This window comes from Vibrio sp. R15-SG3-ISO1B (assembly GCF_059833835.1).
Window position 1 is genome coordinate 70,623 of record NZ_JCBDGG010000029.1, and the last position, 14,446, is coordinate 85,068.

General features: G+C 50.5%; 10 protein-coding genes and 1 pseudogene. 8 read left to right on the forward strand and 3 right to left on the reverse strand.

Going from position 1 to position 14,446, the window contains the following annotated elements:
- Positions 1 to 8 precede the first annotated feature (8 nt).
- A complete protein-coding gene (locus tag AC6R0S_RS07200; RefSeq protein ID WP_500631253.1) occupies positions 9 to 1,565 on the reverse strand; it encodes an arylsulfatase in 1,557 nt (518 codons plus the stop codon).
- A 397-nt stretch (positions 1,566 to 1,962) separates the two neighbouring features.
- Here AC6R0S_RS07200 and AC6R0S_RS07205 point away from each other — a divergent pair.
- The 8 genes and pseudogenes from AC6R0S_RS07205 to AC6R0S_RS07240 form a co-directional block, all read left to right on the forward strand.
- Positions 1,963 to 4,170 (forward strand): annotated as a pseudogene (locus AC6R0S_RS07205) (multiheme c-type cytochrome); the annotation flags it as partial.
- A 131-nt stretch (positions 4,171 to 4,301) separates the two neighbouring features.
- Positions 4,302 to 5,282 (forward strand): AAA family ATPase, encoded by a 981-nt coding sequence (locus AC6R0S_RS07210; RefSeq protein WP_500637547.1) that lies wholly within the window; start codon positions 4,302 to 4,304, stop codon positions 5,280 to 5,282.
- A gap of 13 nt (positions 5,283 to 5,295) precedes the next feature.
- Positions 5,296 to 6,261 carry a DUF58 domain-containing protein gene (locus AC6R0S_RS07215; protein ID WP_500637548.1) on the forward strand — a complete coding sequence of 322 codons (966 nt, stop codon included), beginning with the start codon at positions 5,296 to 5,298 and terminating at the stop codon, positions 6,259 to 6,261.
- Positions 6,258 to 6,746: a DUF4381 domain-containing protein gene (locus AC6R0S_RS07220; RefSeq protein WP_500637549.1), complete on the forward strand. Its 489-nt coding sequence runs from the start codon at positions 6,258 to 6,260 to the stop codon at positions 6,744 to 6,746. The genes AC6R0S_RS07215 and AC6R0S_RS07220 overlap by 4 nt, the downstream gene beginning before the upstream one ends.
- Entirely contained in the window at positions 6,743 to 7,816 is a 1,074-nt protein-coding gene (locus AC6R0S_RS07225; protein ID WP_500637550.1) for a vWA domain-containing protein, read from the forward strand. The genes AC6R0S_RS07220 and AC6R0S_RS07225 overlap by 4 nt, the downstream gene beginning before the upstream one ends.
- Positions 7,806 to 9,515: a VWA domain-containing protein gene (locus tag AC6R0S_RS07230; protein WP_500637551.1), complete on the forward strand. Its 1,710-nt coding sequence runs from the start codon at positions 7,806 to 7,808 to the stop codon at positions 9,513 to 9,515. Before AC6R0S_RS07225 ends, AC6R0S_RS07230 begins: the two co-directional genes overlap by 11 nt.
- The gene (locus tag AC6R0S_RS07235) at positions 9,512 to 10,825 is read left to right on the forward strand and encodes a BatD family protein (protein ID WP_500637552.1); all 1,314 of its coding nucleotides are present in this window, start codon (positions 9,512 to 9,514) and stop codon (positions 10,823 to 10,825) included. The genes AC6R0S_RS07230 and AC6R0S_RS07235 overlap by 4 nt, the downstream gene beginning before the upstream one ends.
- Positions 10,826 to 10,944: 119 nt before the next feature.
- Positions 10,945 to 11,847: a LysR family transcriptional regulator gene (locus tag AC6R0S_RS07240; protein ID WP_500637553.1), complete on the forward strand. Its 903-nt coding sequence runs from the start codon at positions 10,945 to 10,947 to the stop codon at positions 11,845 to 11,847.
- A gap of 62 nt (positions 11,848 to 11,909) precedes the next feature.
- On the opposite strand, the gene AC6R0S_RS07245 is transcribed toward AC6R0S_RS07240, so the two are convergent.
- A complete protein-coding gene (locus tag AC6R0S_RS07245; protein WP_500637554.1) occupies positions 11,910 to 13,598 on the reverse strand; it encodes an alkaline phosphatase family protein in 1,689 nt (562 codons plus the stop codon).
- A gap of 21 nt (positions 13,599 to 13,619) precedes the next feature.
- On the reverse strand, positions 13,620 to 14,390 hold the full coding sequence (locus AC6R0S_RS07250) for a formylglycine-generating enzyme family protein (protein ID WP_500637722.1): 771 nt from the start codon (positions 14,388 to 14,390) through the stop codon (positions 13,620 to 13,622).
- Between the last annotated feature and the right edge of the window lie 56 nt (positions 14,391 to 14,446).

Genomic DNA, 14,446 nt, shown 5'->3' on the forward strand with positions numbered 1-14,446 from the left:
AAGGCTAATTACTTAGCTGTCGCCGCTTCAAGCTGCTTCAGTTTACCTTGAAGCATCATCACGTTCTGGTTGAAGTTACCTGGGTTCAACACTTGGCTTGCTTGGAACGGGTACTGGTTGATCGTTGCCAAGAATGGTGCGATCTGCTGTTGTACCGGAACAAACAACCACATGTTATCTGCCATCCAACGTAGGTACAGACCAGATTCGTGTGGTGCTTTTTCAAATGGGTCAGCGCGTAGGTGAACAATTGAAGGCCAGTTGGTTTGGAAACGTACGCCGTCAGCGATGTTACCTTCCATATGCGCAAACTGAACTTTAAAGTCATTCCAACGAACAGCATCTAAGTCACTGTTAGCTGAGAAGTAAAGTAGAGACTCACGAGGACCTTTCTCTTCTTTGCCTTCAAAGTAAGGTAGGAAGTTGTAGCCATCTAGGTGTACACGCCAGTTCTTACCGTTGTATTTCGCACCCTTATCTGATTTTAGCTTATCTACGACTTTGTCATCGCCAGCCGCTGCAAGTAGCGTTGGGATCCAGTCTTTGTGAGACATGATGTCGTTGATCTTAGTACCAGGTTCGATTACGCCAGGCCAACGAACCAATTGAGGTACACGGAAACCGCCTTCCCAAGTGGTGCCTTTTTCGCCGTGGAAGAAGGTTGCACCGCCGTCTGGCCATGTGCCTGTTTCAGCACCGTTGTCGGTTGAGTAGATAACGATCGTGTTGTCAGCAACACCCAGTTGATCGAGCTTGTCTAACAGCACACCAACGTGATCATCGTGTTCTAACATACCGTCAGCGTAGATAGAGATGCCTGATGCGCCTTGGTATTTCTCTTGTAGACGAGTCCAAACGTGCATACGTGTGGTGTTGTGCCAAATGAAGAAAGGTTTGTCCGCCTTAACTGCACGCTCCATGAAGTTCAATGATGCGTCTAGGAACTCTTCGTCTGCCGTTTCCATACGCTTACGCGTCATTGGGCCTGTATCTTCAATCTTACCGTCAGCCGTTGACTTAATAACGCCACGTGGAGCGTATTTTGCGCGGAACTCGGGATCTTTCGGGTAGTAGTAGGTCTCTGGCTCTTCTTCTGCGTTTAGGTGGTAAAGGTTACCGAAGAATTCGTCAAAACCGTGCGCAGTAGGAAGGTGTTTGTCTTGGTCACCCATGTGGTTCTTACCGAACTGAGCAGTCATGTAGCCCTGTTCTTTAAGAAGATCTGCAATGGTTGGAGCCCAATCAGGAATACCGTGATCTGAACCTGGCATACCGATAGTCAGAAGACCAGTACGGAACGGTTCTTGACCTGTCAAGAAGGCAGCACGACCTGCAGTACAAGATTGCTGACCGTAGTGGTCAGTAAACAGTGCACCCTCGTTAGCGATACGGTCGATGTTTGGGGTTTCGTAACCCATCATGCCGTTGTTGTATGCACCGATGTTGAAGATACCAACATCGTCACCCCAGATCGCTAGGATGTTCGGTTTATCCGCAGCGACAGCCATGGTAGACGTAGCGATTGCCGCGACACCCATAGCCAGTTTGCTTAGATGGTTAGCCATAAGGACTCCAATAGTTATGTGAGTTGTGTAGAACAAAGACTTTGCTCTTATCGCCATACAATAGTAGCCAAATTTGTGAAAGTCTCTTTATAGTTAATATAACCTAAGGTTATGCGCACTTTTTAAGTTGCTGATTTAACGGCATTAAATGATTAATTGACCTTTCGTTCTGTAAAGTTAATGGCGAGATGTGAGAGCAGGTTCAATTATTTCGGTGATGAAGTGAAGTCGAATAACCTTAACGCGTATGATTTAAATAGATTTATTTGAGGTTGGAGAAACTATGTCCATAGGGATATCAGTAAGCAACAAACTGAGATGTTTTTTACAATGTTTGACCCATTTGGGACTCATGATGACTGGCGTTCTCTCATTTCCCTCCAACGCAGAGTTCCAGTACGTTGGCTCTGAGGCTTGTATCGATTGTCACCAAGAGCCTTATACTGCATGGCAGGGTTCTCACCATGATATGGCGATGCGCCATGCTAAATTCGATTCAGTGCTCGGTGATTTCCAAGATGCGAGCATGACGCACAATGGGAAAAAATCTCGGTTCTACAAAAAAGACGAAGAATATTGGGTCACCTTGGAAGGACCAAACGGTGAAATGCAAGATCATCAGATTCTTTATACCTTCGGTTTTGACCCTTTGCAGCAGTACATGGTTGCCTTTGATGATGGCCGAGTACAACTGATTCCCTATGCATGGGATTCAAGACCTAAATCAGGTGGTGGACAGCGCTGGTTTCATCTTTACCCAGATACGACGCCCACCGATGAGTTCTATTGGACCAATAGTGGCCAAAACTGGAACTTTATGTGCGCTGATTGTCACTCTACTAACCTCAAGAAAAATTATGATGCCGAGAGCAATCAATACAACACGACTTGGTCAGAAATCAATGTCGGCTGTGAAGCGTGCCACGGCCCGGGAAGTGAACACGTTGAGCAAGCAACGCAGTATGCCAATCAGCCGCGCAGCGAATGGTCAAAGCAGAGTGCCCACCTTGGCTTTGATCGTGATTTAGGCCAATCCGTGGTCAATTGGGTTTATCAAGAAGGGCATTCGACCTTACAGCCAGACGCAATCGTACCGACAGCGCAAGTGCAAACTTGCGCCCAGTGCCACAGCCGTCGGACCCAGTTAAATGAGACGGGCGATCACGTGAACGGATCGTTTTTTGATAAGTACCGCTTAAGCTTGATCACACCAGAGCTTTATCACCATGATGGCCAAATTTACGATGAAGATTATGTATACGGGTCGTTATTGCAGTCGCAGATGGCGAGAAAGGGTGTAACGTGCAGTAATTGCCATGATCCGCACAGTGCGAAGTTGAAAGTGGCGGAAGAGGCCGTTTGTGCACAATGCCACCTAGCTTCTGAGTATACCCCAGAGAAGCACACCTTCCATGCTGCAGGCAGTGAGGCGTCGAAATGCACGACGTGCCACATGCCAGAGACGACGTATATGCAGGTGGATCCAAGGCGCGATCACAGCTGGCACGTGCCGCGCGCCGACATTGCCAAGCATATTGGTACGCCTAATGTCTGTACCTCCTGTCACACAGATCAAAGTGCGCAGTGGGCGGACGAGCAAGTCGGCGCGTGGTTCCCAGACTCTCCTTATCGAAATCAGCAACATTTTGCCGTGGCTTTTTACGCCGATGAGATTGGGCATCAAGGCAGCGCCGATGCGCTAGCCTACAGCGCGCAAGATGCCTCGTTGGCGCCAATTATTCGCGCCTCTGCGCTAGAGCGTATGGCGGGAAATCAGAGTCAAAATACGTTGATTTCGCTCGCCCGAGCAGTCAAACACGACAATGAGATGATTCGCCTTGGCGCCATTGAAGGGGCGTCGGGGTACGAGTTTGCTGATCAGTGGAAAATACTCTCACCGCTGCTTAGTGATCCAGTCCTTGCCGTGCGAACCGAAACCGCCGCCGCGTTAGTCAGTGGCTATTTGTCGATGAGTGCGGAACAAAAAGCGCAATTGAAACCGGCGCTTGAGGAGTATATCGAGATTCAACGCTTTAACGCCGATCGCGGCTTTGGTCGCGTTAATCTTGGCAATGTGCACCGTCAGATGGGCGACAGTGTGCAGGCCGAACGTTTGTATCAGCAAGCCATCCAAATTGAGCCGTATTTTGAGAACAGTTACATCAACTTAGCCGATCTTTACCGCACTCAAGGCGACGAGAGTAAAGCACGTGAGGTGCTGCTGAGTGGTCTTACTGCGCAGCCCAACTCCTCGATCATCCCTTACAGCCTAGGGTTATCCTTGCTTCGCAGCGGCGATCGAGCAAAGGCCAATGATTATCTGGCCATGGCAGCCAAAGGCGCGCAAACCAATGCCCAATATTGGTATGTGTACGGTCTTGCCCTTGAGGGCAGCGATGTAATGGCTGCCAGTCAGGCGCTCAATCAAGCGTATCAAGTGGGCGGTAACCCTCAACATCTTTATGCCCAGTGTGAAGTCTTAGCGCGCAACCGACACAGCGCTGAGGTAGACGATGCCCTCAAGGCGTGTCTGGGCACATTGGCGCAAGTGGTCCCCCCAGAGGTGGTGGGGCAACTGCGCGCGCGGATTGGATTAACGCCTTAGTAAGGGGCGAAGTATGACAGGTATAACCAATAGTTATAGGGTAAATCGCTAGGATAGGGCAGATGCCATACGGTCTCATTGGAGACGATCGAGTAGCAGCAACATTGCGGTTAAATAGAGTGGAGCACAAAATGAATCAAGCACAGCAGGCCATTGCCGCCCTGATTGAACAAACAGAGAAGAGTGTTATCGGGCAAAGCCACGTCGTACGCGCATTGGTGATTGGTTTATTGACCAATGGTCACATCTTGTTAGAAGGCTTACCGGGTACGGCGAAAACACGCTCGGTCAAATCGCTGGCGAACCTTCTTAATACACGCTTTGGCCGCATCCAATTTACGCCAGACTTGTTGCCTTCCGATGTGACGGGCACTGAGGTGTATCAAGAAATCGATGGCCATCACCAACTCCACTTCCAACCGGGTCCGATTTTCAATTCGATTGTTTTGGCTGATGAAGTGAACCGCGCGCCGGCAAAAGTGCAGGCGGCGCTCCTTGAGGCAATGGCCGAGGGCACGATCACGGTCGGCGATAAAACGCACACCTTACCTGAGCTATTTATGGTGCTCGCGACGCAAAACCCCGTCGAGCAAGAGGGGACCTACCCCTTACCAGAAGCGCAAATGGACCGCTTTATCATGAAAGTGACGGTCGACTATCCAGAAGACGAAGCGGAGCGAGACATTATCCGCCTTGTACGCAGCGAGGAGTTGGGTGCGGCCAATCGTGCGACCCCAGATTTAAATACAATTGAAGTCAAGCATGTGTTGGACGCGCGCAAACAACTGCCATCCATTACCGTCGGCGAGATGGTAGAAAATTATATCGTGGCACTGGTGATGGCAACGCGTAAACCCGAGCGCTACGGAGAAACAAACCTCGCTCAGTGGATCGAGGTGGGCGCGAGCCCACGTGCGTCAATTGCGCTTGATAAGTGCGCGCGCGCAAGCGCTTGGCTCGCAGGACGTGACCACGTCACGCCAGACGATGTGCGAAGCGTTGCACCTGCGGTGCTCGGTCACCGCTTTACCTTGAGTTATGATGCGTTGGCCGATGGTGTTGATCATCAACGCGTGGTCAATGAACTGCTTGATTGTGTAGCGATTGGATAAGTAAGGGGCAGTGATGGCTAAGCCGACATTAGCACCGAAATCACAAGGGCTCGACCCAAGGCTCTACAGTGATTACGCCACGTTAGTACGCCTGCAAGCTCAAGCACAATCCTTCACGCTGCTGCCGCATTTAAAATCGGCCAGCGTATTGGCGGGGCGCAATACGTCACTGTTTCGTGGCCGTGGGCTCAACTTTGAAGAGCTGCGCCATTATCAGTTAGGCGATGACATTCGCAACTTGGATTGGAAAGTGACCCTGCGCACCGGTAAGCCTCATTTACGAAGCTATACCGAAGAGAAAGATCGTAACGTGATGATCTGCGTTGACCAACGAAGTTCGATGTATTTCTCTTCTGTGCAGGTGATGAAATCTGTGGTGGCCGCGGAAGTGGCTGCCTTGTGTGCTTGGCGCGTCCTTAAAGATGGCGATCGGGTCGGTTTTTCCCTCGCCTCTAGCCAGTCTATTGTGCACAGCAAATCTCAGCGCAGCCAAAATCAACTGCTTGGTCAGCTCAAACACCTGGTTAAGGCCAACCAAGCGCTCAATGTGGACAGTACCGATACTGCGTCCGTGAGCTTTTCCCATTGGATGGAGCAACTGCAACGCATGCGCTTAAAACAGACCACTATTATCATGATCAGTGACTGGCACGACTGCCAAGATCATGATGTTGATCGTCTTAAGCAGCTCCAACAACACAATGATGTGCTCGCGGTGATGGTCAGTGATCCCTTAGAGCAATCACTGCCGTCCCGATTGGCCACAATGAATTGGGTGGTTGGCGATGGCGAATACCAGTTGAATCTCGATAGTCGCAATAAGCTCTCCCAAGCTAATTTAGAATTAGAGCAACGGATGAAAAGTCAACGTCAATCGCTCAGTCGTTTGATGGCGTCGAAAAAGTTGCCGTATATTGAATTGGCCACCGACGGTGAACACATTGCGCAGTTTCAGCGCCGTGTAGGAGGGCGAGGATGAGTATGACACATACGCCACCAAGCACCTACATTTTGCGTGATTTGCACGACGTCGCCGTGCCCGCGAGCATCAGCTGGTGGCCACAAACCTTAGGTTGGAAACTCGTCGCGCTGTTTATCCTGCTCACTGCGCTGTATGGCGGCTACCGCTATGCGCGCTTTTGGTGGCGCAATCGCTACCGCCAAGAAGCGCTGAACGCCATTGCAAGGCTTGAACTGAACGATCCCCAGTTTGCTACGCAGCTCTTTCACATCATCAAAGTGGTGCTGGTCTATCTAGATGGCCGCAACAGTCCGTTATTTGGCGCGCCCTTTACGGATAAGCTCAATGCCATTTGTGTGGATGCGCCGTTTGACGCCTCGCTTGCTGAGCGTTGGATGAATCATTTAGTTAATCCCGCGGCGCCACTTAGCGCTCACGACAAACAAGCGCTGATTGCGCAATCGAAACAGTGGCTGAGTCGTCATCAGGAGCGCGCACGATGAATAGTTGGCAAAGTCTTTTATCCATTAGTGGCTTTCAGTTCTCTTACCCCGCTTGGTTTGTGGTGTTGCCGCTGCCACTACTTATCCATTGGTGGGCACCGGCTTATCGCACCAAGCAGATGGCGACCAAAGTGCCATTTTTTAACCTTTTGGTTGAAGCAATGGGCGAGGCGCCAAGTCAAGGGGCAAGTCAGCTTAAACCGACTTGGTGGCAGCGTGCGACGTTGCTGCTCTCATGGGTGCTGGTGGTGATGGCGCTTGCTAAACCGACGGTGTTGGGCGAACCACAAGTGAGAGAAAGTATCGGCCGTGATGTGATGGTGGTGGTCGATTTATCCGGGTCGATGGCGGAAACTGACTTTACCAGTACCTCAGGTCAAAAAGTCTCCCGTCTTGATGCCGCAAAAGAAGTGCTGGAAGAGTTTGCGCAATCGCGCCAAGGGGACCGACTAGGCTTAATTCTGTTTGGTGACGCAGCGTTTGTGCAAACACCGTTTACCGTTGACCATGACGTGTGGCTTGAACTCTTGTCGCAGACCGATGTGGCGATGGCTGGGCAAAGCACCCACCTTGGCGATGCGATCGGTTTGGCGATCAAAGTGTTTGAACAAAGTGACAGTAACACGCAAACAGGCGACGAGGCTCGCGCACGCGAAAAAGTGGCGATCGTCCTCACCGACGGGAACGACACTGGCAGCTTTGTTGAACCCATCGATGCGGCAAAAGTCGCCAAAGCAAAAGGGGTTCGTATCCACGCTATTGCGATGGGCGATCCGCAAACGGTGGGTGAAACTGCGCTGGATATGGAGGTGATCGAACGGATCGCCAGTGAATCCGGTGGACGTGCGTTTGAAGCGCTTGACAGGGCGGCGCTTAGTGATGCCTATCAGATCATTTCAGACATCGAACCCGAACTGTTTGAAAGCCTGACCTATCGGCCGAAACAGAGCATTCATCATCAGCTCATCGCCGTGGTTGTGGTGATCTATTTACTCGCGTTTGCGCTGGCGACAAGTAAGCGCATTCATCGAGCGCGCCGCTCACAGTCAGGAGGTCAAGGTGTTCGATAGCCAGCTGTGGGTACAGTTTTTTACCCAGTTTCATTTTATTCGTCCTTTTTGGTTGTTAGCACTCGTTCCGATGTTGCTGCTGCTTTGGCTGCGTTGGCGAGAAGAGAGTCAACCGAGTTGGCAGGAAGTCTTACCAGCGCACCTTAGAAAGGCGTTAACCATTGGTGATATAGGGTGGCGCAAGCAGCTACCCCTCAAACTGTTGGTGATGATCGTCACTTTGGCGATTGTGGTGTGCGCAGGTCCTTCATGGCAGCGCGAGGCGTCGCCGTTTGGCGAAGATCGTGCAGCGATGCTGGTGGTACTCGATAGCAGTGATACCATGTTGGAAACCGATGTTGCGCCAAGTCGACTGGAACGTGCGAAACATAAAATTCGTGACTTGTTAGCCCTACGAAGTGGTGGCAGCACCGGACTGCTCGTGTTTGCGGGTAGTGGTCACACTGCTATGCCCTTGACACAAGATGTCGCGGTATTTGCGCCATTTTTAGCCGCGATCGAACCAAGCATCATGCCCGAATCGGGTAAGAATGCCGATACCGCCTTGGCGCTGATCGATGATCAGCTCAATCAGCAACCGGGCTCAACAGTGCTATTGGTCAGTGATGGTGTCACGCCGAGTGCTATTGATGCCTATCAACGCTTTTTTGTTGAGCGTCCTTATCAGCTCGTCATTCTGGCGGCGGGCAATGAGCAAGTGGCGAGCACCAGTCAGGCAAAATCCTCCCTCGACCTTCAGTCACTCAATCAGTTGGCGGATGCTGTCGGCGGAAGACTGGTTGAAATGAGTATTGATGAAAGCGACGTCGAGCGGATCAACCGTTACGTTGAGCGTAATATGCAAATGAACGGCGATTCGGCGATGCCTTGGCAAGACATGGGGTATTGGCTATTGATTCCCGTAATGTTGCTAATGTTGTTGTGGTTTAGAAAAGGCTGGCTGGTCCAGTGGTGTTTGGCGCTGACATTGCTTGGCCCGGTCGGCCTGCCATCGCCAGCGTTGGCGCAAACTGTTTCGACACATGCCGAATCACCCGTATACGTTGAAGTACCGACCATGCTTGATGAGGCGGCGCAGTGGTGGTGGGATCTCTGGTTAACCCCTGATCAGCAAGGCCAGCGCTGGTTTAACCGCGGCGACTATTTGCGTGCAGCCAAACATTATCAAAGCCCGTTGCATAAAGGCGTGGCCTATTACTACGCCGCTGAGTACAAGCTCGCCCATACGGCGTTTCTTTCGATGCAAAATGATCAGCGTGATGAATTGCACTATCTTGGTTTGTACAACGCCGCCAGTGCCTTGGCGCGTCAACGGGAATATTTAGCTGCGCGCAACTTGCTCAATGGTTTGCTTGATGACGAGAATCTGCCTGAAGCGCTAAGAAAAGACGTGCTCAATAACCGCAATGTGTTGGCTGGGATCGTTGAAGAGATTAACCGCTTAAGCGAGAGCCAGACCAGTGTGTCCGATGGGTTGGAAGACTCGTATGAGTTGTCTGATAACCCTCAAACCGCCGATGGCGCCGAAGAGAATACCGTTGAAGAGCTGCTCAACAAAGAGAGCTTAAACGCCCGCGAGATTTTAGGCAGTGATGAGCTCGCGGATAAGTGGCTAAAACGAGTGGAAGCGGATCCCAAACGTTTCTTACGCACGAAATTTTATCTTCAGCAGCAATCGGCGCAGGGAGAGTCTCAATGAAATCCATCATGGTTTGGCTAACGTGTGCCTGTTTCGCCGCTTTAATGTCGACAAGCGTGCATGCCCAGACGTTTGGCGGTAAACAGCGCAGCGCACAAGTCGAAATCCGCGCTTGGCTAGGTGACGAACAAGCACCAAGCGCAACGCCACAGTTTACAGTCAACGAACAGATTGTCATGACGATTGATGTCAGTACGCCGCGTTGGTTTACGGCAGGGACGAATATTCAAAACGTGGAGTTGGCAAATGTGATTGCGATGCAGCGTAACCCGAGAGCCACCAACTACACGGAGCGTCGTAATGGCGAAACCTGGTCACATCAACGTTGGGAGATCACGCTCTATCCTCAAGCGTCGGGTGATTATGTCGTACCACCGTTGGGTTTGGCTATCACTGTCTCGGCGGAAGATGGCAAGCCGTTGTCGGGGACGCTGCAAACGCCACCGTTACCTTTTCAGGTTATATTGCCTTCTGGTCTGATAGACACGCAAAAGAGCTGGTTTAGCGCCAGTGAGGTTGAGGTTTCCCAACAGTGGCAACGCTCCAATGAAACGCTTCATGTCGGGGATAGCATCACGAGAACGGTAAGTATCACGGCCAATGATAGCCTCTCCGTTTTGCTGCCCGAACTTCTCGATGGGTCGCGATCGGATTTTTACCAAGCCTACTCACAACCCAGTGCCCTCGACGATACGCAGCAGCGAGGTAACTATCGTTCAGAGCGTAAAGAAGAGGTAGTGTATCTCTTGCAGCGAGGTGGAACCCTAACCTTGCCCGATATCGAATTCCAGTGGTGGAACAGTGAGACGAAGCAACTTGAGCATATGACGATTGGGGGGCAGAGTTTTGTGATTAAACATACGCTCAGATCTTGGCTTAAAGCCTACGCGCCTTGGTTGATTGCGCTGCTTGTTGTCTTGTTGAGCGTTACTGTGTTTGCTCTGCTAACGCTGCGTTACTATCGCACGCACCCAACACCCACTTGGCTCGTGTTTAGACGTACGCTGAAAGCAAAAGAGTGGGGCGCCGCTAGAGCATTAATTTATCGCGAACACCGCGCACGAACGGGCCGACGTACGCTGCTTGCTACGAAATCGTATTCTGACGCTAAACCGCTTTCTGACGCGAAACAGGACGACGAGTGGCAGACGCACAGTCGCGCTTTGCAAGCGGGGAGCGAATCGGTCAATGTCTACCAAGCCTTATGGCGTCTTATCCGTCAAGGTTCAGGTCATTTTGGCGCGAGACTCAATCGCGTCGCCTTGCCTAAAGCACTCCCTGATCTTGCTAAGAACAAGCGTGATTCTTGATGGAAACACGCTTTGTGTGGGTGATTTTCGCCATATAGACAGCATTTTGTGTGTTTTCATTTCGATACCGAGTGGCATTTTCGTTACAATAACACCTTTCCTGCCCAGCCTGTATCGATATGAAAACCACAGAACTTAATCTTATCCCCATTTTTGTTGCGATCTTCGAAGAACAGAATTTATCTCGTGCGGCCACACGCTTGGATATCAGCCAACCTGCGGTGAGCAAAGCGTTGGCGCGCTTGCGAGATATTTACGACGAGCCCCTGTTCCATCGCAGTACCAGTGGGGTAGAGCCTACCAGTTTTGCCATTGATATCTATCCTGCGATGTCGGCCGCGCTAAAAAACTACACCTCGACGCTCTCAGCGTCGCGCGAATTTGACCCGAAAGTCACCAATCGCACCTTTTCGATTGCCTCTGTTTCTGTCCCGAGTTACCAGTTGTTGCCCTTGCTGCTCAAGCAGATCAGACAGCATGCACCCAATATCGCACTTGAGATTCACCCTCTCTTTACCGAAGACTACGAAAGTGATTTGCGTCTGCAACGCTATGATTTGATTATTGATATCGAGCCGAGAGGTCGCACGACACTCAAGCATGAGCAGCTATACAGTGAAGAGATGATCGTGGTTTGTGCGAAGGATCACCCGCGCATTGGCGATAGCATTTCGCTCGAAGGATTCTTGGAAGAGGAGCACGTGGTGGTCTCGCGCTGGCAAAGCCGCACCAGTTTGCTCGGTGAGCACATTACCGAATTGGCAAAGCGCAAGGTGGCGTACCGCGCGTCAGGCGCTTTTGAAATGCTGCCTGTCATCAGTGGCGGTGAGTACATTGGTATCTGGCCGTGTCGTGCGTTAAAAAGCTTTACTGAGCAGTATCAGTTGAAGGCGATCCCATTACCTTTTAGTAACGCTGAGCAGAAACTCAGTATGATCTGGCACCCGAGCCGCACTCAAGAAAGCGGACACGAATGGTTAAGAACGCAGTTGAAACAGGCGGTGAAGGCGTTAGGGTATTAGTGCTTTATGCCAAATTTAAAAGGGCTTCAACGCAAGCCCTTTTCCTTAGAGTTCTTGAACGGTTACTTCTTCACTTCCGTTAGCACATGCCCAGTGGCGCCGCTCGGTAGGGTGATGCCTAAGTAGTTAGATAGCGTAGGTGCGATGTCGTAAGGCGTTACGTCGCGGTTGACGACTTGAGCAGGTACCTGATGGCCAGCAAAGATCACCGGAACGTGAGTGTCGTAACGCCAAGGTGAACCGTGGGTTGATGCGATGGTGAGGCCATCCATGTCGTTGATGTAAGTACGCGGTGCGAACACCAGGTACACATCACCAGAGCGATCTGGGTGGTAGTTGTTTTTCACCATATCAAAGACACGCGTATTGGGTAGGCGGTTCGCTGCTACGTCACTTGATGTGACCGCATAAGCAACGCCTTCCACTTTGCGAACTTCTTCAGCAATAGCGGTTTGTACGTCCGCCAGTGCGATTTTCTTCTTCGCAATCACGTCGTGATCAAGATAGATGTATGGTTGCGCGTAAAGGCGTACGACTTCTTTACCTAAACCGAACTCGTTCTTTAATCTTGCTAACACGTTGTCATTGATGATGTTGTTAACATCAAAGTAGCTTGCTTGACGAAAACCGAGTTGGCTAGCGTTTGGTGACACTTCAGGCACACCGTGGTCAGCTGAAAGGACAATCAGTGTGTTCTCTAGACCAATGTGGTCATCGACGGTTTTAAATAGTTTCGCCAGAGTGCGATCTAAACGAATCAAGTTGTCTTCGGTTTCTAGGCTGTCAGGTCCGTACAGGTGGACTACGTAGTCGTTCGAAGAAAAACTCACCGCGAGATAATCGGTAAAGCCACTTTGTCCAAGGCGCTCTTGACGCAGCAGGGTCTGGGCAAAATCGCCCGTAATTTCATCACCTGCTGGACTCACTGTTAGCATGGTAGAGAAATATTTAAAGCTTGACGGCCCGTATGGGTGAGGGAAGGTGCGAGCGAATCCCGCCAAGTCTAGTTTGTTCTCTTGGCTGATCTCATCCAATGTGTATTGATCGCGCTCTAGGCTGAGTTCCCAGCGTTGGCCACTATACTGGTTCGGGATCTGTTTTTCGTTCCAGCGTGACACCCAGTTTGGGTATTGATCGTAGTAGTAGTCACTGGTGACAAACTCAGACTGCGATTTAGAGAACCAAAATGCTTTCCCGGTGTGACCTGCTAAAGAAATCGCACCACGGTCTTTAATCGAGACAGAAAAAACTTTTGCTTGCCCGTTTGATGCTACAGTCAGTTCATCACTGAAAGAGCTCGCGAGGATAGGCGCGGGAGATCGACCGTCCTGCAGCGCAGTTTTCTGTGTGGGATCTATTTCAGTGGATTTATCGACGCCAGCACCAGCAGAGAGCATGGAGTAGTTCGCGTCTTCGACGTTGTACACCAGTCGTTCTAATTGTCGATCATACCAAACATTACCTACCATACCGTGAACAGAAGGCGGTGCACCGGTCGCGAGTGACACGTGCCCCACAATCGTCTCCGTGTTGCCATGTTGGTAATGGGCGTTGGTATAATGTGTACCTTGATCCATCAGATAGCGGAAGCCACCCTCACCAAAGTTCTGTTTGTAGCGCTCTAAGAGGTCACCACGTAAACCATCAACGGTGACTTGTAACACCAATTTTGGCTTGGCCCCTTCGGCCAATACCGTAAACGGTGCAGAAATCAAAAGTGCACTGGCGGCACCAAGCCATACTGTTTTCATACCATTCCTTTTATCGTAGGGTTAATCTTTCGCCAATCTCAAACCCATGTCAGACATAATGATGGTTTGACTAGCGAAGTCGCGGCGGAAGTTTTCTGACTCGTTTGCGCTGTAGGCGAAACTGCCACCCCGGACGGATTTATGTGCAAGACCGAGGTCACTGTGTTGAGCGTTGTTAGGGTTATCGGTTGGACCAAATCGATAAAAGGTATCGTCGAAGGCATCAATAACAAATTCACCGACATTACCTGTCATATCGTATAAGCCAAGCTCGTTCGGTTGCTTTAGACCTACTGGATGGGCACGGTTGTTAGAGTTTGCATCGTACCAAGCCACATCATCAATATTATTAGAACCGGCGTAGGTATAACCTTGACTGTGGATACCGCCTTGAGCGGCAAACTCCCATTCAGCCTCGGTCGGTAAGCGATAGTTCTCTCCCGTCATTTCGTTGAGCTGTTCCACAAAGTACGTGGCTTGCTGCCAACTTAAGTTGTTTACTGGTACCTGAGGGTCTTTGAAAAAACTTAATGATGAGCCCATCACAGACTCAAATAGCTCTTGAGTTACCTCAAATTTAGATAAGTAAAAACCATCGACCTTCACGCTTCTTGCGGGGCGCTCTGCTTTGGTTGTTGTTTCTGAGTCACTCCCCATGACAAACTCACCGCCCTCAACCCAGACCATATCTTGATTTATTTTTTCAGCGAGTGGATGTGCAGGTTTACTCGCACAACCGGCAAGAGTAAACACAAATAGAGGTATAGAAAGAAGGGATAGACTCGTTTTCATCATCTGTTCTCTGGTAATGTGAGTGTATTGATAATAGCACTTTACACCATAAGCTT

What these genes read in the sequence shown, in the direction of transcription:
- AC6R0S_RS07240 (WP_500637553.1), top strand. Translation starts at nt 10,945, where the DNA reads ATGAAAACCACAGAACTTAATCTTATCCCCATTTTTGTTGCGATCTTC.
- AC6R0S_RS07220 (WP_500637549.1), top strand. Translation starts at nt 6,258, where the DNA reads ATGAGTATGACACATACGCCACCAAGCACCTACATTTTGCGTGATTTG.
- AC6R0S_RS07235 (WP_500637552.1), top strand. Translation starts at nt 9,512, where the DNA reads ATGAAATCCATCATGGTTTGGCTAACGTGTGCCTGTTTCGCCGCTTTA.
- AC6R0S_RS07210 (WP_500637547.1), top strand. Translation starts at nt 4,302, where the DNA reads ATGAATCAAGCACAGCAGGCCATTGCCGCCCTGATTGAACAAACAGAG.
- AC6R0S_RS07200 (WP_500631253.1), bottom strand. Translation starts at nt 1,565, where the DNA reads ATGGCTAACCATCTAAGCAAACTGGCTATGGGTGTCGCGGCAATCGCT.
- AC6R0S_RS07215 (WP_500637548.1), top strand. Translation starts at nt 5,296, where the DNA reads ATGGCTAAGCCGACATTAGCACCGAAATCACAAGGGCTCGACCCAAGG.
- AC6R0S_RS07245 (WP_500637554.1), bottom strand. Translation starts at nt 13,598, where the DNA reads ATGAAAACAGTATGGCTTGGTGCCGCCAGTGCACTTTTGATTTCTGCA.
- AC6R0S_RS07225 (WP_500637550.1), top strand. Translation starts at nt 6,743, where the DNA reads ATGAATAGTTGGCAAAGTCTTTTATCCATTAGTGGCTTTCAGTTCTCT.
- AC6R0S_RS07250 (WP_500637722.1), bottom strand. Translation starts at nt 14,390, where the DNA reads ATGAAAACGAGTCTATCCCTTCTTTCTATACCTCTATTTGTGTTTACT.